Origin of the sequence: Pseudomonas sp. 3HC3 (assembly GCF_044904505.1) — a bacterium.
In the GTDB taxonomy this organism is placed as follows: Bacteria; Pseudomonadota; Gammaproteobacteria; order Pseudomonadales; family Pseudomonadaceae; genus Aquipseudomonas; species Aquipseudomonas putida_Y.
Genome location: NZ_JADDRH010000001.1, coordinates 892,504 through 910,902, shown reverse-complemented (window position 1 = coordinate 910,902; position 18,399 = coordinate 892,504). Strand labels below are relative to the sequence as shown.

15 protein-coding genes are annotated in these 18,399 nt (G+C 61.3%); 9 read left to right on the top strand and 6 right to left on the bottom strand.

The window, feature by feature from the left end; genetic code table 11:
* The first annotated feature begins 141 nt into the window (after positions 1-141).
* Positions 142-1,125 carry an IS5 family transposase gene (locus tag INQ47_RS04450; RefSeq protein WP_404701197.1) on the top strand — a complete coding sequence of 328 codons (984 nt, stop codon included), beginning with the start codon at positions 142-144 and terminating at the stop codon, positions 1,123-1,125.
* Between the two features lie 137 nt (positions 1,126-1,262).
* Here INQ47_RS04450 and hxsA read toward each other — a convergent pair whose 3' ends face one another.
* The 5 genes from hxsA to INQ47_RS04425 all read right to left on the bottom strand — a co-directional run bounded on the left by hxsA (position 1,263) and on the right by INQ47_RS04425 (position 6,034).
* Positions 1,263-1,871 (bottom strand): His-Xaa-Ser repeat protein HxsA, encoded by a 609-nt coding sequence (gene hxsA / locus INQ47_RS04445; RefSeq protein ID WP_404701196.1) that lies wholly within the window; start codon positions 1,869-1,871, stop codon positions 1,263-1,265.
* Complete coding sequence (gene hxsC / locus INQ47_RS04440; protein ID WP_339535953.1) at positions 1,868-3,103, bottom strand: His-Xaa-Ser system radical SAM maturase HxsC; 1,236 nt, start codon at positions 3,101-3,103, stop codon at positions 1,868-1,870. Before hxsC ends, hxsA begins: the two co-directional genes overlap by 4 nt.
* Positions 3,103-4,590 carry a His-Xaa-Ser system radical SAM maturase HxsB gene (gene hxsB / locus INQ47_RS04435; RefSeq protein WP_404701195.1) on the bottom strand — a complete coding sequence of 496 codons (1,488 nt, stop codon included), beginning with the start codon at positions 4,588-4,590 and terminating at the stop codon, positions 3,103-3,105. Before hxsB ends, hxsC begins: the two co-directional genes overlap by 1 nt.
* On the bottom strand, positions 4,587-4,886 hold the full coding sequence (gene hxsD, locus INQ47_RS04430) for a His-Xaa-Ser system protein HxsD (RefSeq protein ID WP_404701194.1): 300 nt from the start codon (positions 4,884-4,886) through the stop codon (positions 4,587-4,589). The genes hxsB and hxsD overlap by 4 nt, the downstream gene beginning before the upstream one ends.
* Before the next feature lie 233 nt (positions 4,887-5,119).
* Positions 5,120-6,034, bottom strand: a complete 915-nt coding sequence (locus tag INQ47_RS04425; protein WP_003253946.1) for a LysR family transcriptional regulator — start codon at positions 6,032-6,034, stop codon at positions 5,120-5,122.
* Between the two features lie 206 nt (positions 6,035-6,240).
* Here INQ47_RS04425 and INQ47_RS04420 point away from each other — a divergent pair, with 206 nt between their 5' ends.
* The 5 genes from INQ47_RS04420 (at position 6,241) to INQ47_RS04400 (ending at position 14,574) form a co-directional block, all read left to right on the top strand.
* A complete protein-coding gene (locus INQ47_RS04420) occupies positions 6,241-7,263 on the top strand; it encodes a zinc-dependent alcohol dehydrogenase family protein (RefSeq protein ID WP_392522203.1) in 1,023 nt (340 codons plus the stop codon).
* A gap of 516 nt (positions 7,264-7,779) precedes the next feature.
* A complete protein-coding gene (locus tag INQ47_RS04415; protein ID WP_404701193.1) occupies positions 7,780-9,165 on the top strand; it encodes a hypothetical protein in 1,386 nt (461 codons plus the stop codon).
* On the top strand, positions 9,165-10,520 hold the full coding sequence (locus INQ47_RS04410) for a GntR family transcriptional regulator (protein WP_404701192.1): 1,356 nt from the start codon (positions 9,165-9,167) through the stop codon (positions 10,518-10,520). Before INQ47_RS04415 ends, INQ47_RS04410 begins: the two co-directional genes overlap by 1 nt.
* 146 nt (positions 10,521-10,666) lie before the next feature.
* Positions 10,667-12,316 (top strand): VRR-NUC domain-containing protein, encoded by a 1,650-nt coding sequence (locus INQ47_RS04405; protein WP_404701191.1) that lies wholly within the window; start codon positions 10,667-10,669, stop codon positions 12,314-12,316.
* Complete coding sequence (locus INQ47_RS04400) at positions 12,313-14,574, top strand: ATP-dependent DNA helicase (protein ID WP_404701190.1); 2,262 nt, start codon at positions 12,313-12,315, stop codon at positions 14,572-14,574. Before INQ47_RS04405 ends, INQ47_RS04400 begins: the two co-directional genes overlap by 4 nt.
* 87 nt (positions 14,575-14,661) lie before the next feature.
* On the opposite strand, the gene INQ47_RS04395 is transcribed toward INQ47_RS04400, so the two are convergent.
* Positions 14,662-15,843, bottom strand: coding sequence for an NnrS family protein (locus INQ47_RS04395; protein ID WP_404701189.1), 1,182 nt, complete (start codon positions 15,841-15,843; stop codon positions 14,662-14,664).
* A 215-nt stretch (positions 15,844-16,058) separates the two neighbouring features.
* Here INQ47_RS04395 and xerC point away from each other — a divergent pair, with 215 nt between their 5' ends.
* The 3 genes from xerC (at position 16,059) to INQ47_RS04380 (ending at position 18,397) form a co-directional block, all read left to right on the top strand.
* Positions 16,059-16,973: a tyrosine recombinase XerC gene (gene xerC / locus INQ47_RS04390; RefSeq protein WP_021782337.1), complete on the top strand. Its 915-nt coding sequence runs from the start codon at positions 16,059-16,061 to the stop codon at positions 16,971-16,973.
* Between the two features lie 278 nt (positions 16,974-17,251).
* Positions 17,252-18,085: an urease accessory protein UreD gene (locus INQ47_RS04385; protein ID WP_176684019.1), complete on the top strand. Its 834-nt coding sequence runs from the start codon at positions 17,252-17,254 to the stop codon at positions 18,083-18,085.
* A 9-nt stretch (positions 18,086-18,094) separates the two neighbouring features.
* Positions 18,095-18,397 carry an urease subunit gamma gene (locus tag INQ47_RS04380; protein WP_003253929.1) on the top strand — a complete coding sequence of 101 codons (303 nt, stop codon included), beginning with the start codon at positions 18,095-18,097 and terminating at the stop codon, positions 18,395-18,397.
* The last annotated feature ends 2 nt before the right edge of the window (positions 18,398-18,399 follow it).

Here is an 18,399-nt window from a genome sequence, read left to right as displayed (position 1 = left end):
CCCGAGCTGACAGAGGCGTTGCCGGTCAACATAATCGTAACTTTGCGATCTCTAGGGATTCTCCGATCAAGTCAGCACAGGCCATCTGACCTGTGCTGAAATAGCCCTCCGTCCAACTGCCTTCTACAAGTCCGCCATCCCATGAGCCAGATGAGCTTTTCCGATTTCGAGTACGCCGGTAAGCGCAAGCAAACCCGTCACGAGCGTTTCCTGGCCGAGATGGAACAGGTGGTTCCGTGGAGTGGACTGGTGGCGTTGATCGAGCCTCACTACCCAAAGGCTGGCGGTGGCCGCAAGCCTTATCCTCTGGAAACCATGCTGCGCATTCACCTGCTGCAGAACTGGTTCTCTTTGAGCGATTCCGCCATGGAAGAGGCGCTGTACGAGATCACTTCGATGCGCCAGTTCGCTCGTCTGACGCTCAGCGCTCCGATCCCCGAAGACACGACGATCATGAACTTCCGGCACCCGCTGGAGAAGCATCAGTTGGCGGCCGGCATTCTGGAAACCATCAACAATTACCTGCAAGACAAGGGCCTGTCGTTGCGCCAGGGCACCATTGTCGACGCTACCATCATCCACGCGCCCAGTTCGACCAACAACAAGGAAGGCAAGCGCGATCCTGAAATGCATCAAACGAAGAAGGGCAACCAGTACTATTTCGGCATGAAGGCCCACATCGGCGCGGATGCTGAATCGGGTCTGGTGCATCACGTTCATGGTACCGCCGCGAACGTAGCTGACGTGACGGAGGTCGCTCAGCTATTGCATGGCGAAGAGAATGTCGTGTGTGCGGATGCGGGTTACACAGGCTTGGAAAAGCGGCCAGAACACGAGGGACGGCAGGTGATATGGCAGGTCGCTGCCCGCCGCAGCACCTACAAGCACTTGAGCAAACGCAGCGTGCTCTACCAAGCCAAGCGCAAGATCGAAAAGGCCAAGGCGCAAGTGCGTGCGAAGGTGGAGCACCCGTTCCGGGTGGTCAAACGCCAGTTCGGCTATGTGAAGACTCGTTTTCGTGGCTTGGCCAAGAACACGGGGCAACTGACCACGCTGTTTGCCCTGTCGAATCTGTGGATGGTGCGCCGGCAATTATTGCCTGCTGCGGGAGAGGTGCGCCCGTGAGTCCAGATAACCAAGGCTTTGCCTTGGTTATCCAATAATCAGCGACTGAAAAGCGGGCTTTTCGGCATCCCTAAGCCGCCCATTTTCGACTGATGAGCAACTTGTTCGGAGTTTCCCTAGCTTTAACCTGAAGCGACTTATGGAATCTTGATACCCAACGCATTCAGCGATGGCGTATCCATCCGGCCATTCACGGTCAGCCCACTGTCCATCTGAAAGGCCATCAACGCACCACGTGTCGCCTTGCCCATCACCCCGTCAATGGTGCCTTGGTAATACTGGCGCACCATCAGCGCAGTCTGCACACGGGTAACCAGGTTGCTTTTCTGCTCATTGGTCGCGCGGCTCTTTGAAGTGCTCGAACTTGTCCCGCTGGTAGTGCCAGACGACTGATAAAGGCTGTTGCTGCTTGAGGTGCTGCTCGAAGCACTCGGCGCGCTGTAGTTTCGGGTACTGGTAGCGGGTGGGCTGGAGTAGCGAGGTGCGCTATAGCCACCCGAACCGCTGTAGTGAGAACTGTGCGAGCTGTGGGACCGGTGTGAACTGTGCGAGCGATGTGCCGCATAGATGTTGACGGTGTCTGGCGCATTGAGCGTATCGGCAAATACCGGGGGCTGTAGCTTATCGTTGGGTTGCCAATTTGCATCGGCGAGCGACAGATGTCCCGCCTGTGCCAGGGGGGTACCTGCCATTGGCAGCAAGCTGATCCCACTGATCAGGACTTTCCAGCGGTCAAGCAATTTCACTGTGCACTCCTTGCATAGGCGCTAAAGGCCTCGGTCGATAGTAGTTGTACGCCGCGGCTCTGCCAGCGGTCGGTGTGGGATTTGAAGAAGCCAGAGCAATGTTTGACGGCAGCGCATTGCTGGCAGGTATCGATGAACAGGTTCTTCCAGTCCGAGATGCTCTGGCGGGCGAAACGCGAGAGGTGGGCGGGGATCAGGCACAGGGGCAAGTTGTAGATCGAAACCGGCACTCCGCGGTTGAACAGGAAATACACGGCCTGGCTCAACGACTCCTGATAGTCCAGCGGGTCAATCCACAGTTCTTCGTAGTTCTTCCTGGCCAGGCCGGTACTTTCGATACCCATCAGCGCAACATGCCGCACGAAGGGCAGGTTTCTGAATACATAATGGGCGAGCTCTGGCAAGCGTGGTGTGGTCAGACGATTGAGCACCACGCGTATCTCGATGATCTGGTTGGCGCGCGCCAGGTTGTAAAGACCTTGCAGGGTTTCGCTGAACGCGCCTGGAGCCTGCACCACATGGTCATGGTCTTCGGCATTGTCGGCATACAGCGGGATGCCCCAGCTCAACTGAGGGTGGCCGATGGCAGAGAGCGCTGCGATCCAGCTCGGGTCCTGGAACAGACGCCCGTTGCTGAGCACGTGAATGGATTTCTGCGGCAAAACGGCTTTGCACTTGGCCAGGATTTCGAGCAGGCCGTCGCGATAAAGCGTGGGTTCTCCGCCGCTGATTCCCAGATTTTCCTCGCCCGGGTCCATCAGGTCGATCAGCTGTAGGTTCTCCTCGATGTGCCAACGGTCATCGATATCTTTGGGCGGCTGCGAGCACATTAGGCAGAGGCTGTTGCAACGATCAGTCATGAACAGAAGGTTGCTGTCTGAGCCTCGTCGATAGAGCACTCGCACCATCGCGTTGCCTGGTGTGATGGCAATGACATCGCCGGGCTGCACGACATCCGCATCTTTAGGGGTGTGCAGGTGTGGCCGCGCGCTGTCGAAGTCGCCGATCAATGGTTCCGGAATCAGGAATCCACCCACTGGCAATGAGAGCAGATGCGGGCTCCGTAGCCGTTCTTCGTTTGGCAGCCAAAGCAGCAGGTCACCGAACTCGGCGCTTCCGGCACAAACCGCCAGGCCTTGTTCGATGAACTCATCCAGAGTGATGACCTTGAGCAGTTTCGGCTCATTCAGGTGATGGATTTCGAAGTGGGTATCTTTGCGCAGCATCGCCATCAGCCCCTGTAACCCGGAAACCGGATATCGTTGTAAGAGCGCCTGTTCAACCAAGACAGCAGCACCCTCTGCACGTTGTCGTCGCCATCGCGAAGCAGGCCGAAAAGATGCTTCAGCAGCCCCATGTTCTTCTTGCAGAAGCTGCTGAACACTCGGTGTCCGATCGGGTCAGCTTGGCGGGCATAGTGTTCGATGGGGTCAGCACCACAGTACGGGACAAGTGCGCAATCGGAGCAGCCCGGCAGCGCCTCTGCTACACCACTGGCGAGCAACGCATTCATAACGGGCGATGCGAGTAATTCAGACAAGGGTTGCTGCACGGTGCCGAGCCTCAAGCCAGCTTCACCCATCTCCAGCAACATTCGGGCTTCGTCCGAGGGATAGACGTAACCGTCATAGTTGTAGACCAGCGCCGCAGTGCCTGCGCCAGCGGGGGAGCGCAGGTCTACATAGCCGGAGGAGAAGGGTGTCAGGATATTCTTCAGCAACAGGCTCGTATAACTCTCTGAGAGGTATACGCCCTCTTGGTTGATACGTAGTAAATAGGCCAGTGCCCTTTTGTAGAAGGCCAGGTATCGCTCAATAGGGTAATCAAGTCGATGAGCACTCTTGGTGGCAAACCCATAAGGGCTCAGAGGCCGAAGTGAGATGCTGGTGAAGCCCTGGCTTACATATTCATCGATGATCGCTTCAGGTTGTTCGAGGCTTCTTGAAGTCAGCGTGGTCAGCGCGGAAACTGCATCATGACCAAGGCGCTCACGGACCCAGTGGATGCCTTTTACGGTGCGTTCGTACGAGTCTCGTGACGGGGTAGGGCGGTTGGCATTGTGCAAGGGCGCCGGCCCATCGAGCGAGGTCGAAAACTGGATGCGATTTTGTTCTGCGAAGTCGAGTATTTCCTCCGTCAGGTGGTGCAGCGTGGTGGTGATGACGAACTGGATATCCCGTTGTTCGACCACGTTCCGTTCAACGACCCATTCGACAATCTGGCGGACGCGCTCGAAGGCCAGAAGCGGCTCGCCACCCTGAAACTCCACAGTCAGGGCGGGAGCGTTCGATTCGAACAAGCGAGCGACCGCCGCCTGTGCATCCGCTTCCGACAGGTCATGGCCGGATCCTCCCAGAGGGGCCCGCGACACCTGGCAGTACTGGCAGGTGTGGTTGCAGCGCAATGTAACCACGAACAAGTGCAGTGCAGGGCCCTGGAAGATGAAGTCCTTGCGGCTGCGATACTGCGCGGTCATTTCCGGGAACGGGTCGTGGCGGCCTGGTTCGTAGATGAAGTGGCGGGCCAGCAGGTCCTTGTAAAAAGGCGTACCTGCTTGAACGTCGAAGTAACTGAGGGCTCGTAATTGCGCGTCGTTAACGTGCAGGTACTCACCGGTATCGGAGGTGAGTAGGATGTCACGGTCATGTCCCGTGTTCATGCGCATGAATCGAAAAGGCAGCAAGCGGTAGTGCTTGGCGTCTGTCGCAATCAGTGTCACTGCGAAACCCCACATCCAGCGAGCGCGGCTCGGGCCAGGACTTCGCGCAACCCTGCTGTTTCGCGATTGATATGGTCGCGTAGGGCGAAGTCGTTCAGATGCTGGAGGATCAGCGAGTGAGCCTGCTCCGGGGAAAGCGTTAGCCTTGCTTCAGCGGGATGGGCCGTGAGGCTTATCAGATTGGTTTCAATACCGACCTGGATCGCGACAATGTCGGCCAGGGAATAAGCGGCGCGTTGCACCACGCTGAGCGGGTAGGCTGCTCTGTCGAGTTTCAGCGTGACTGGCCATGTCATCGGAACCGCTCCTTCATATCCGCTGGGAACGTGTGGATATTGCTGGTTTCCGAGGCATTATGCCATCATGATTTTTTACATTTGCACATATTTTATTCAGCGTGATGTCGGAGAATCAGTCAATTATTCACCGGCTGGATGTTCACCTTTCCGCTGAAAGTCACGGGCCGGTATAGCCAGTCGCAGAAGAGTCCGGTCGGAGCTGCACTCATCAACAGCCCGCCCGACGACGCCTAAAGACTGTCAGGATCCCCAAAAAACATCTGTATCCGCGACCGCAGCCACCGCTCCGCCGGGTCATTGTCCTGTGCCCCGCGCCAGGCCATGTGCAGTTCGAAACTGCGCACGGGTATCGGCAGATCCTCGGCCCGCAAGCCGCCGGCGGCCGTCAGTGCATCCGCCGTGTAGTCCGGTACCGTAGCCACGATATCGGTGCCTGCCAGCAAGCTCCCCAGCCCGTTGAACTGCGGTACCGCCAGCACCACGTGGCGCTTGCGGCCGATTTCCTCGAGGGCTTCGTCGATGAAACCGGACAAGTCCCCGGCAAACGACACCAGCGCATGGGGCCGGGCGCAGAAGTCATCCAGGGTGATGCTGCCGGGTACGCTGTCGGCGCGCAGCAGTTTCGGCATGCTGCGGCGCAGCACCTTGCGCTTGGCGTTGGCCGGCAGTTCGCTGGTGTAGCTGACACCCACCGAAATCTCGCCCGAGGCCAGCAGGGTTGGCATCAGCAAGTAGTTGACCCGTCGCACCACCAGCACGATACCGGGCGCCTCGGCGCGAATGCGCTTGAGCAGTTGCGGCAGCAAGGCGAACTCGGCGTCGTCCGACAAGCCGATGCGGAACACTGCATTGCTGGTGGCCGGGTCGAATTCGGCAGCGCGGCTGACTGCCGTGGAAATCGAATCCAGTGCCGGTGACAGCAGGGCGAAGATCTCGTGGGCCCGTGCCGACGGCTCCATGCTGCGCCCGGTGCGCACGAACAGCGGGTCATCGAACAGGTTGCGCAGGCGCGACAGCGCCGCGCTGATGGCCGGTTGGCCGAGAAACAGTTTTTCTGCGGCGCGGGTCACGCTGCGCTCGTGCATCAGCGTTTCGAACACAATCAGCAGGTTGAGGTCTACACGACGCAGGTCGTTTCGATTCATCGGTGCGCTTCGCCTAATGTGGGGCAGAGGTGAATCTTAAGGCCAAAGGCTGTTACCCTGCACGGGTTTAGGGGGACCAATCGCAGGGAAAGTCAGGTGCCCAATCGATGACAAGCATGTCGACTATTAATGGCCACTGATGGTCTAACGGGCAAAGCCCGGATAGAGTCAGTGGTAATTAGAGGTTCACAAAGGCGAGGTATGCGATGTCCCGCATGATCCGTTTCCACAAGTTCGGCGCTGCTGACGTGCTTCGTTGCGAAGAGCAGGCCGAACCGTCACCCGCTGCCGACGAGGTGCAGATCCGCGTCGAAGCGGTTGGCGTCAGCTGGTATGACGTGCTTTGGCGCCAGAATCTGGCACCGTCCCAGGCACGTCTGCCAGCAGGGATCGGTCACGAAATGGCCGGGGTGGTGACGGCGGTCGGTGAAGGGGTCGATGACATTGCCGTCGGTGACCGGGTTGCCAGTTTCCCGGCAACCAGCGCCAACGACCACCCGGTATATGGCGATGTCATCGTACTGCCGCGTACAGCCATTACTCGCTACCCGAATGTGCTCACCCCGATCGAAGCCAGCGTGCACTACACCCCGCTGCTGATTGCCTATTTCGCCTACGTCGACCTGGCTCGGGCCAAGGCTGGGCAGACAGCATTGGTCACCGATGCCAGTCATTGCGCCGGGCCTGCCTTCGTGCAGCTGGGCAGGGCCCTGGGGCTGAAAGTGTTCGCCGCTACCAAGGATGCGGCGCAGCGAGAGTACCTGCTGGGTCTGGGCGCAGACAAAGTGATTGTCACTGAAGAGCAGGACCTGCTGTTGCAGATTGGCAAGTACACCGATGGCCGCGGCGTGGACATGGTGCTCGATGGCATGGGTGGCCCGCAGATGTCGCTGTTGGGCGATGTGTTGGCGCCGCGTGGCAGCCTGGTGCTGTACGGCCTGCAAGGCGGCAACCAGACACCGTTCCCGGCCTGCGCGGCATTCCAGAAAAACATTCAGTTCTATGTGCACTGCATCGGTAATTTCACCGGCAAGCCAGAGCTTGGCATCAGCCAGGACCAGGTGGCACTGCAGCGTGCCTTGCGCGATATCAACCAGTTCACCGCCGACCAACTGCTGACGCCGCAGATCATCAAGGTGTACCCGTTCGAGCAGGTGGTCGAGGCGCATCGTTACATGGACAAATGCCCGTGCGGCGGGCGCGTGGTGCTGGACATGGCGCAACACTGACGGTTACTGAAATGACCAGCAAACCCGGGCAGCCCCCGGGTTTTTTGTGCGCGGGGTAAAGTGATTCAACTTTAAAGTAGGACTGTTCCTACAATAAGTTGCGACGCGGACTACATATAAGTCAGTGGTCTTTGGGGTTTCAGAAATATCCCGCCAAATATTCAGCCTTGAACGCTTTTCCCTTGCGAGCCACTGTGAACTGACACGGCCGCTGAATGGTTTTTTTACCGTGAACTGTGTCTTCAATTCGCGCTGCCTCCCTCTCGATAATGGCCCAATGATAGTTTGTGCAAGGAACGTGAGATGAGCATGGCTATGCCTGGTATAGAGCAACAAGTGAAAGCGACAGGCCATCGCAGCGGTGGTTTTTTATCGATGGCCTGGCGACAGTGAAGGGTTACGTCATTACTTTCATTTAAGTTGTAGGAAATTTCTTCTGGGTAAGTTTGGCGCATGTTCAAGTTGAAATGGTTGGTACGGCATGCGCTGGCTACATGAAGTTGATGAGGTGATTGCGTGACTGCTATTCACGACCAGGCGATGCATTATATCTACCAGCAAGTACTTGAGCGCTTGTTGAACCACATGTCTCAGGCGCAGCGCGCTTCCTTGCAGTTGTTGATACAACGCCTGTTGGTTGCTGCAGGCGGGCCCGAGTACATCGGTACTTTCAGCTTGCAGCTATTGCAAGGTAGCGACCGCCATAGCAGCCGGCTGCTGGCCATGTTGCGTGCCGCGCAACTGAGCATTGCCCTGCGTTCGCCGGTAACCTTCCAGCTGCGGGTATTGGTGGTCAGCCTGCCGGTTGCCGACAGCGCCACGCTGGAAGCTCACGAGCGCAGTTTTAGCGCCCTGTTCATGCAGGATGACCCGCGGGTGCAATTGCAGATGATCGAGGGGCGCGCAGTGGTGCCGTTCAGTCGTCGGCTTTCGGTAATGCCGGAGCGCTGGCTGCTCGCCAGGGATGCGTTGTTGATGTTCGGCCACATGATCGATGCCAGGCCTGAAGCCCTGCTGGGTTGCCGCTTGCACCTGGAGCTGGCGGGGGCCGTGGATCATGCATTGCAGTCAGCGGTGCCTCCCGATGCATTGGTCACTGCCGTGCCCGGGTTCCAGCGGCGCCGATACCTGGCGTGGGCCCGGCGTAGCCTGCGCCTGGCCGGCGAGCGTGGCCCGCATGCAGTGCACCAGTGCCTGGCGGCACTGGCCCAAGGTCTGAGCCGATTGCACGGCGCTGTTGGGGGCGCACCGGGTGGCCAGCACGGGCTGGTACCGGGCGCCGTACCGGAGCGTGCGACGGTGCGGCTGATTGCTATTGATGACCTGTTACCGCACTTGCTTGAAGAGCAGCAGCTTGACGCGATGCTGGGTTGTCACTTCGAGGCTGCTGCGGATGCTTTGCCGCTGTCTGAGTTCGTCGACTCGCTAGCCACGGCACAGTTGCATGAACTGCGTGCCCGTAGCCTGGAGCCGCAGGCCGGTCGCCCAGCGCTGAAGCTGGCAGGGCAGGCGGGTGGCAGCAAGCAGCGTGACGCCACCCCGTTGCTATTTGGCAAAGCCTACGGCATCAATCAGGCCCAAATGGTGTGCCTGCTGTTCAGCCCGTTTGCCAGGCAGGGGAAAAACCTCGAGCGGTTCTTGCAGTGCCGGCATGCCGATATGGTCGTGGCGTTGCCGTACCTGCACAGGGCCTTGCAAGGCAAACCCTGCCCTGATGCAGTCAAAGCCTGGCTGGTGAACACCAGTGGCCTGCCGTTGGGGCAACTGCGGCAGATTTATGATGGGCAGTTACCGCTGACGGGATGGCGCCTGCTTAACCACTTGGCCCGTCGGGATGTACACCTGAGGTTGCTACCGCAGCAGGCGGTGGGGCGGCGGCGTGGTGCTGCGGGGCTGCCTTGATGGGGCGAGCGGCCCCAGGCGAGTTCGCGTATCGCAAGGTGTATCGCTACCTGGAAGCGTTGATCGACCAGGCTGCAGGCGTTGGCACATGCCGGTTGCCGTCATTGCGTGAGCTGTCCCGGCGGTTACGGGTGTCGTTGGCCACGGTACAGAGTGCCTACAGCCTGCTGGAGGAGGAGGGCCGTGTACATTGCCTGCCGAGGTCGGGTTATTACGTACAAAACGGCGGCAAAGATCAGGCTGTGGCCGTGGCCCGGCAGCCTCCCTTGCCGACACAGCCACTGTTGGAGCGCATTCTGCTTGGTCATGAACGGCGTTTGGCTCGTCAGCGTGATCGCAGGGTTGCGTCCTGGGAAGCGCTGGGTAGCGCCCGTTTGCGCAATGCTGTGGCTGAGCGATACACCCGCTGCTCCAACCAGTACTGGCATGCCGATGATGTCCAGTTGGCCCCCGATGTGCTGGCGTTGCTGGAGACGCTGCTGACCGCACTGGCCATGCAAGGTGGTACCGCGTTGGTGCATTCGCCCTGTTGCTGGCAAGTGTTGCGCGCCCTGGGACGTGTCGGCATGCGCGTGCTGGAGGTACCACGGGATGCCCGTGGCAACCCCGAGCTGCACGCTTTGGCCAAGCTGCTTGCTAGCGAGCCGGTAAACCTGTTGGTCATGCCGTCTTGCCTGGGCATGCCACAAGGGCGGCTGGTTTCACCGTATTATCAGCAGCAGCTTGGGCTGTTGCTTGGCCAACACCCGGTATGGCTGCTGGAAAACGACCTGGACAGCGAGCTCTGTTACGACGGGCCGCCGAGCACACGCCTGCGTGACTGGATCGACCCGCGCTGGCTGTTGGTGATGGGCACGTTCGAGGCCGCGGTGGGGGCGGAGGCGCCGTATGCCTATTTACTGAGCCGTGACACCGTGTTGGCCAAGGCATTCGCCGAGCGAGCGTTTCGGCTTGCGCCGCTACGCTTGCAGGCGCTTGCTCACATGCTCGGCAAGGGGGAAATCGAAACGCAACTGGTCCAACAGCGCACAGACTTGCAAAGGCGCACGCAATACCTGGCGCATGTGCTGCAGTCGCAATTCGGCCAGCGGGTGGTCTTCGAGCTGCCGCAAGGTGGGCAAATGCTGTGGGTGAGTTTCCGCCAGCCGCTGGCGTGGGACGGTATTGCCTTGGCGTTGGCTGGCTCTGCATTGCATGCGCTACCGGGCGAGCAGTTCGGCCTGCAGGGGCATTACCCCCAACACCTCGCGCTGATTTGGCTGGGCGGGCACCCGGATGAACTGCAGCGGGCGGTAAGGCGACTGGCGCAGGCGCTTGAGGTGCACTGCGGGCGAAATATCCGCTTCTCGAGTTGAAACCAAGACGCTTACAGGCGCTGACAGTTGCTGCGAAGGGGCCGACAAGTCAAATGAACGAGTCAACGGGCTGACCCACGGCTCTTGTCAGGTACGCTTTTCTGTATGTATAACCAGTGTCTGTTTTTGCTACCTGATGCTATCCCGTGATTGCCCATTCCGTCGACGACCCGTTCTACTACCTGCATAACTTCCGCCAGGTAGTGTCGTGGGTCGAACAGCGCTACCAGGACCTGCTCGATGACCAGGAACTGGCCTTCATCCGTGCCTTCAGGCAACTGCAAGCGCCATCCCAGGCCTTGATGGTGCGTATGGTCATGCGCAAAGGCGAGTTGTTTCGCAGCGATCGGCTCGACTACGCCGAAATCGGCGATACCGCGCTGGCGCTGCAGCCGTTGCTGGCCCTTGGCTGGGTAAGGGAGCCCGAGCAACTGGAGCTTGAACAGCTGTTCGCGTTGCTGCGCAAAGAAGAGCTGGCCCGCTGCTTCGCCCGGCAACTGAGCCGCCCGCGCGCAGCCAAGCATGAGCTGTTGGCACAATTGCAACCCCTGGCGCTGGCGGCGCGGTCACTGGCCGAATGGTTTCCCGACAGTGAGGTGCGCATTCTGCAGTGGTGCCTGCAACCTCTGTGCGACCGCATGCGCCTGCTGTTCTTCGGCAACCTGTACCAGGACTGGTCAGATTTTGTCCTCGCCGACCTGGGCTTGCTGCGTTACGAGCAGGTACCGTTCAGCTCCGATTCTCGCGCCCTGCAGCAACGTGACGATGTCGACCTGGCCATGGCCCTGCACCAGTGCGCCGAACGCCTGGAGCAGGGCGGTGACCCGGTGCCGATCCTTGCCACCCTGCAGGGCCTGCACAGCGACAACCCCTGGCTGGCCCGGCGCCATGCACGGCTGCAATTCGCCGTGGGCCAACAATGCGAGCGCCTGGGTGAGTGGGACCTGGCCTCGGCCGTGTATGCGCAGTGCAACCATCCCCAGGCGCGCATTCGCCAGGTGAGGGTGCTGGAGCGCAGCGAACAGTGGCACCAGGCCCATGCATTGGCATTGCAACTGGCTGCGGCACCTGCCAACGCGCTGGAGGAGCAGGCGCTGCAGCGCATGCTGCCACGCCTGGCGCGCAAACTTGGCGGCCCGCCACAGCGGCGCCAGCGCACCACGCCGCTGGAACTGATCGAGCTCGAGCTGCCCCGCGGGCATGCTGCGCTGGGCGTTGAAGAAGCCGTGCGTCAGCACCTGATGCAAGAGGGGGGGCAGGCGCATTACGTGGAGAACACACTGTTCAACAGCCTGTTTGGCCTGTTGTGCTGGGAGGCCATCTTCGCCCCGGTGCCCGGCGCATTCTTCAACCCGTTCCAGGTCGCGCCACAGGACCTGCACGACAGCGACTTCCAGCAACGGCGCAGTGCACTGTTCGAACGCTGCCTCGGGCGGCTAGACGATGGCAGCCACCGCCAGGCGATTCTCGACTGCTACGTGGCCAAACAGGGGCTGCAGTCGCCGTTCGTGTTCTGGTCCATGCTCAGCGAGGCACTGCTGGAGCAGGCCTTGGCTTGCTTGCCGGCCGCTGCGCTCAAGCAATGTTTTCTGCGCCTGTTGCAGGACATTCGCAGCAACCGTGCCGGCATGCCCGACCTGATCCAGTTCTGGCCCGAGCAGGGCCGTTATCGCATGGTCGAGGTCAAGGGGCCCGGTGACCGCCTGCAGGACAATCAGCTGCGCTGGCTGGAGTTCTGCCGGCAACACGGCCTGCCGGTGGCGGTGTGCCACGTGCGCTGGAGCGAATCGCCTTGAGTTACAGCGTAGCGGTGCGCGCCTTGTGTGAGTTCAGCGCCAAGGTTGGCGACCTGGACCTGCGTTTCACGCCGTCGCCCACCGCCCAGGAGGGTATCGAGGGTCATCAGCGGGTGGTAGCACGGCGGGCTGCTGGCTACGAGTCGGAAATCACCCTTGAAGGCCAGTTCGAAACCCTGACGGTGCGGGGCCGTGCCGATGGCTATGACCCTGGCAGCAATCGCCTGGAGGAAATCAAGACGCACCGTGGCGATCTGGCGCGTCAACCGGCCAATCACCGTCAGTTGCACTGGGCACAGGCCAAGGTCTATGGCTGGTTGATGTGCCAGGCGCGACAACTGCCGGCCATCGAGGTGGCGCTGGTGTACCTCGACGTGGACAGCGACAGCCAGACGCTGTTCACTGAGCACTGTTCGGCTGCCGAGTTGCAGGCCTTCTTCGAAACCCAGTGCCAGCGCTTTCTGGGCTGGGCCCGATTGCAGCAACAACGCTTGGCCGAACGTGACCAAGGCCTGCTGGCGCTGAGTTTCCCTTACCCACAGTTCCGAAAGGGCCAGCGGCAGTTGGCTGAAACCTTGTACAAGGCGGTTAGCACCGGCCGTTGCCTGATGGCCCAGGCCAGCACCGGCATTGGCAAGACCCTCGGTACCTTGTTCCCGTTGCTGAAAGCCATGGTGCCGCAGCAACTGGACAAGCTGTTCTTTCTCACCGCCAAGACGCCGGGCCGGGCGCTTGCGCTGGACGCCATGCGCCAGATCACCGATGCCACGCCCCAACCTGCCTTGCGCACACTGGAGCTGATCGCTCGCGACAAAGCCTGTGAATACCCGGACAAGGCCTGTCATGGTGAGTCCTGCCCATTGGCCGCAGGCTTCTATGACCGTTTGCCGGCTGCGCGCGAGGCTGCTGCTGCAGTGTCGTTGCTCGACCGCGCCAACCTGCGTGAAGTGGCCTTGGCGCACCAGGTGTGCCCGTACTATCTGGGTCAGGAGATGGCGCGCTGGGCCGACGTGCTGGTCGCCGACTACAACTACTACTTCGATGCGCATGCTTTGCTGTTCGGCCTGACCCAGCTCAACCAGTGGCGAGTGGCAGTGCTGGTGGACGAAGCGCACAACCTGGTCGAGCGTGGGCGCGGCATGTACAGCGCCAGCCTTGACCAGGGCCAGCTGCTGGCATTGCGCCAGAGCAAACCGCCCGGGCTGGTCAGTGCGCTGGACCGCCTCAACAGGCAATGGAACGCGCTGTATAAAGAGCAGCGTGCGCCGTACCAGGCCAGCGAGTCGCTGCCTGAAGGGCTGTTGCGTGCCCTGCAGCAGTGCGTCGGGCTGATTCAGGAGCAGATGAACCAGACGCCCACGCACATGGACCCTCAGGTGTTGCAGTTCTTCTATCAGGCCTTGCAGTTCTGTCGGGTTGCCGAACTGTTCGACGAGCACTTTCTGTTCGACATCAGCCAGCGCCAGGGCCCGCGCAAACGGCGGCTGGCCACCCTGTGCCTGCGCAATGTCACCCCGGCGCGGCTGCTGGCACCACGCATGCAGGCGGCGCGCAGTGTGACGCTGTTTTCCGCCACGTTGAGCCCACGGCACTTCTACAGCGACCTGTTGGGCATGCCAGCCGATACCGCCTGGCTGGAAGTGGCCGCGCCGTTCCGTGCCGAACAGCTGGAGGTGCGTATTGCCAGCCAGGTGTCCACCCGTTTCCAGCAGCGCCAAGCTTCCTTGGCACCGATCGTTGACCTGATTGCCCGGCAGTATGAGCGCATGCCGGGTAACTACCTGGCGTTCTTCAGCAGCTTTGAATACCTGCAGCAGGTGGCAGGGCTGTTGGCCGAGCAGCATGGTCAGATTCCGCTGTGGTCACAGGCGCCGGGCATGGACGAGGCGGCCCGCCAGGCATTTCTCGATCGTTTTGTCGCCGATGGCCGAGGTGTGGGCTTTGCCGTATTGGGCGGTGCTTTCGGCGAAGGGGTGGATTTACCCGGCACGCGGCTGATTGGCGCGTTTGTCGCCACCTTGGGGCTGCCTCAGGTCAACCCGGTCAACGAGCAGTTCAAACAGCGCCTGGGGCGGCAATTTGGTGCGGGTTTCGATTACGCGTATCTCTACCCGGGCGTGCGCAAGGTTATCCAGGCGGCGGGCCGGGTTATTCGGGGTGAACAGGACCGGGGCGTACTGGTGCTGATTGACGAACGCTTCGCCGAGCCCCGGGTGCAGCAGATGTTTCCCGACTGGTGGCCGGTGGCTATTATCTAGCGGCCTTTGCCTTGGGCGATCAGCTGCAATCGGGAGGGTGACCAATCCACTCATGCTGGCACACCGCTGCAAGGCGGCCCAGCCGCGTCAACCGGGCATTCCATCTGCCCGGGGCCGCAGCAGGATCGGCAGGTAATGGCGCAGGAACAGCAACAGCGCCAGGCTCCAGCACAGTGTAGAAACGCTTACCCCCAGCGATGTGAACAGCGGCAGAATCACCCGGGCCAGGGTCGCCAGTTGCATCAGGGCAAAGGCCCAGGCAATGCTGGTCGGTACCTGCAATGGCCTGCCGGTGTGGCCCAGGCTGACCCGCGCCATCATGGCCAGGATCAGCCCGGTCATGGCGCCAACGGTTAGCGCGTGGGTCACCAGGCTCGGGCTCAGGGCCACCCCGCTGTGCCACAGCGCCATGCCTAGGCAGGCCAGGGCGATCCAGGCGTAGGCCAGGTGCAGCGACCACAGCAACGGTACGCGCCACAGGCCACGGTCGTGCCACAGCACCAGTCGGGTCGCGTGCAGCGCGAACAAGGCGAAAAACAGCACCGCCAGACTTGCTTGTGGTGTATCGGCCAGGCCGGTGGCGAACGCCAGCGGTACTGCCACGCTGAGCAACAGACAGGCACGGTCCAGCCAGGGACGGGCAGGGGCTGCGCCAAGGTTACCCAGGCCGCGGCGGGTAAAGAACGGAATGACCCGGCCGCCGAGCACGGTCATCATCGCCGTCACCAGCCACAGCCCGGCAAATATACCGCGACGCTGCCACCGTTCGTCCTGGTGTAACCAGCCGGCCAAGGTCAACCACTGGCAGGCGGCAATCAACAGCACCAGTACGACGATAGGGTAGTTGTTGCGCAGGCGCCGTTGCACGATCGGTCGTGCCAGGGTCAGTGCCACCAATGGCAGAAAGCTACCCTCAACCAGTACCAGCACGCTACCCGGTAGTGGCAGAAACCAGCTCAGCCGGCCCAGCAGCCAAAGCAGGAACAAACCCTGCAGCGCCCGCCCGCTCAAGCCTGGGATGCCGCTCCAGTTCTGCACGGCGGTCAGCAGAAAACCCGCGATAATGGCGGCGGCGAAGCCGTAAAGCATCTCGTGGCGGTGCCAGGCGAGCATGCCGCCGGGCGGTGCAGGGGCCAGTACCCCGGCCAGTGCGCCGGCCCACAACAGCAGGGCGATCAGCGCAAACAAACTGCCACCCAGGAAGAACGGGCGAAAACCCAAACCCCAGACGGCTTGGCGCGGGCGTGAAGCAGTGGGTTGCAAGAGCATGGGCGGTCCTTGGTTCGTTCAGTAGGCCTCAATTGGGGTAAGATCACGATCCGTGCCAGTTGCAAAGCCCTTGAATATCAAGGTGATGGCACTTCTCAGGGTCCGAATGACACGCGCGTTTTGCAGTCATTCGGACTAGCTTGTATGTCGTTTTGACTTGCTTCAGGGTTCGCCTGGTTCAGTGCCGGCTGACGCTTCGCTACAGGATTCACGTTTTGTCCGACCTCTCGAAAAATCCGCTGCTGCAGTACATGGCCCGTCTGGCCCCATCCAGCCAGCAAACCATGCGCTACATTCTTCAGGACGCCGCCGACCGGCTAGGTTTCGTCGACTGCAACATCGTCGATGTGCCTTGGCATCGGCTCGAGCCGGGCCATGTGATTGCACTGGTGGCTGCCCTGCGTGCTGATGGCTACGCGCCCAACAGCTCGTCGCTGTACGTCAACGCGATTCGCGGGGTGATGAACGAGGCCTGGCGTCAGGGCCTGATCGACCACGAGCAGCTGTTGCGCATTCGCGAGGTCAAGCCGGCCACAGGCTCCCGTCTGCCGCCAGGGCGCAATCTGCGCCGCAGCCTGATCCGCGAGCTGATGGATGTGTGCGCAGCCGACCCACGGCCACAGGGGGTACGTGATGCGGCGATCATTGCCTTGCTGTACGGCACCGGCATGCGCAAGTCGGAGTCGGTCGACATCGACCTCGATCAGGTCGACTTCGAGGCGCGCAGCCTGCAAGTAGTGGGCAAGGGCAATCACCAGTTGGTCAAGTATGCACCGCCGTGGGCGTTCGAGAAGCTGCAGGCGTGGCTTGAACTGCGCCGCCAGGACCTGCCTGCCGGGGCGGAGGATGACCCGTTTTTGTTCAACCGCATCCGTCGCGGCAGCCACATTACCCGTGCGCGCATTACCAAGCATGCGATCTACTACATTGCCCGCCAGCGCGGTGCGCAGGTGGGAGTGAAGATCATGCCGCACGATTTTCGCCGGGCATTCATCACCCGGGTGATCGAAGAGCACGACCTGTCGATTGCGCAGAAGCTGGCGCACCATGCCAATATCCAGACCACGGCCATCTATGACCGGCGTGATGACAATGAGCGTCGGCGTGCCGTTGACCGCTTCGATTACTGAGGTTTGATCTTTAGGGGCTGCAAAGCTGCCCCATTTTCACGGGTGCCGGCACCGAAACAGGGCCGGCGCACGCCCCCGCTTTGTGCGCCATCCCCCCGTATGCCCGATGCCAGAGCGGCCGCAGCATAAGTTTCATCATCCTTCACCTGCGGAGTTGGCCCGCAACCTGCTATATCCAGCCTGCGAATTTGATCGAGTGGTCAGGCCGTGCGCGCTGGCAGGCGCCCGCGCCGGACCCTCTAAACGGCCAGCAGGCCACGGATTTCAGGGGCCGCAGGATGTCGCTCGCGGAGCAGATCGAACAACAACAAGACGATGCAGGCTGGAGTGCTCACCTGCAGTTGCGCTTTGTGCAGCGTGACAGCGTGACCCGCCTTGGTGCGTGGAAGCATTTTGGACCTCTTTTGGTGCAGCGGCCTTTCTATCCGGAGGGTGCGCCGTGCCATGTCTATGTCTTGCACCCGCCGGGCGGCATCGTCGCCGGCGACCGCCTGGAACTGGATATTCACCTGGAGCCGGGTAGCCATGCGCTGCTGACCATGCCCGGCGCCAGCAAGTTCTATCGCAGCATTGGCCCGACCGCGCGGTTGGCCCAGCGCTTTCACCTGGCCGCGGGCAGCACCCTGGAGTGGCTGCCGCAGGACAGCATCTTCTTCTCCGGCGCCCGCGCCAGCCTCGCCAGCCGTTTTACCCTTGAGCCGGGCGCCCGCCTGTTGGCTTGGGAAACCCTGTGCCTGGGCCGCCCGGTCATGCACGAGCGTTTCGACCACGGCGCCCTCGACAGCCTTTTGCACATCGTACTGCCTGACGAGGTTGGCCTGCATGAGCGCCTGCGTCTCGAGGGCGGGCACCTGGACAAGCTGGGTGGGCATCCGCTACTCGCCACTTTCTGTGCCGCACCGGCCGATCAGGCCGTGCTGGAGCAGGTTCGCCCGCTGCTCGATGAACTGGGCAACCCGGCCGGTGCAACCCTGCTCGGGTCGTTGCTGGTGATCCGCCTGCTCGACCATGACAACCAACACCTGCAACGCACCCTGCAACGCCTGTGGCATGTGCTGCGTCCGGCCATCCTCGGCCTGCCAGCCTGCCCGCCGCGTATCTGGGCTACCTGAGAGAGCGCCATGGAGCTTACCCCGAGAGAGAAAGACAAACTGCTGCTGTTCACTGCCGCGCTGCTGGCGGAGCGGCGTCTGGCCCGTGGCCTGAAGCTCAACTACCCGGAGGCCGTGGCGCTGATCAGCGCCGCAGTGCTCGAAGGCGCCCGCGATGGCCGCACAGTCGCCGAACTGATGAGCCTGGGGCGCGAAGTGCTGACCCGTGAGCAGGTGATGCCCGGTATCGCTGAAATGCTTCACGACGTGCAGGTCGAAGCGACCTTCCCGGATGGCACCAAGTTGGTGACCGTGCATGACCCCATCGTCTGAAA

Excerpts from the sequence above, each read along its gene's own strand:
- INQ47_RS04450 (WP_404701197.1), top strand. The coding sequence starts at position 142 with ATGAGCCAGATGAGCTTTTCCGATTTCGAGTACGCCGGTAAGCGCAAG.
- hxsC (WP_339535953.1), bottom strand. The coding sequence starts at position 3,103 with ATGGCGATGCTGCGCAAAGATACCCACTTCGAAATCCATCACCTGAAT.
- hxsD (WP_404701194.1), bottom strand. The coding sequence starts at position 4,886 with ATGACATGGCCAGTCACGCTGAAACTCGACAGAGCAGCCTACCCGCTC.
- INQ47_RS04425 (WP_003253946.1), bottom strand. The coding sequence starts at position 6,034 with ATGAATCGAAACGACCTGCGTCGTGTAGACCTCAACCTGCTGATTGTG.
- INQ47_RS04420 (WP_392522203.1), top strand. The coding sequence starts at position 6,241 with ATGTCCCGCATGATCCGTTTCCACAAGTTCGGCGCTGCTGACGTGCTT.
- INQ47_RS04410 (WP_404701192.1), top strand. The coding sequence starts at position 9,165 with ATGGGGCGAGCGGCCCCAGGCGAGTTCGCGTATCGCAAGGTGTATCGC.
- INQ47_RS04395 (WP_404701189.1), bottom strand. The coding sequence starts at position 15,843 with ATGCTCTTGCAACCCACTGCTTCACGCCCGCGCCAAGCCGTCTGGGGT.
- INQ47_RS04385 (WP_176684019.1), top strand. The coding sequence starts at position 17,252 with ATGTCGCTCGCGGAGCAGATCGAACAACAACAAGACGATGCAGGCTGG.
- INQ47_RS04380 (WP_003253929.1), top strand. The coding sequence starts at position 18,095 with ATGGAGCTTACCCCGAGAGAGAAAGACAAACTGCTGCTGTTCACTGCC.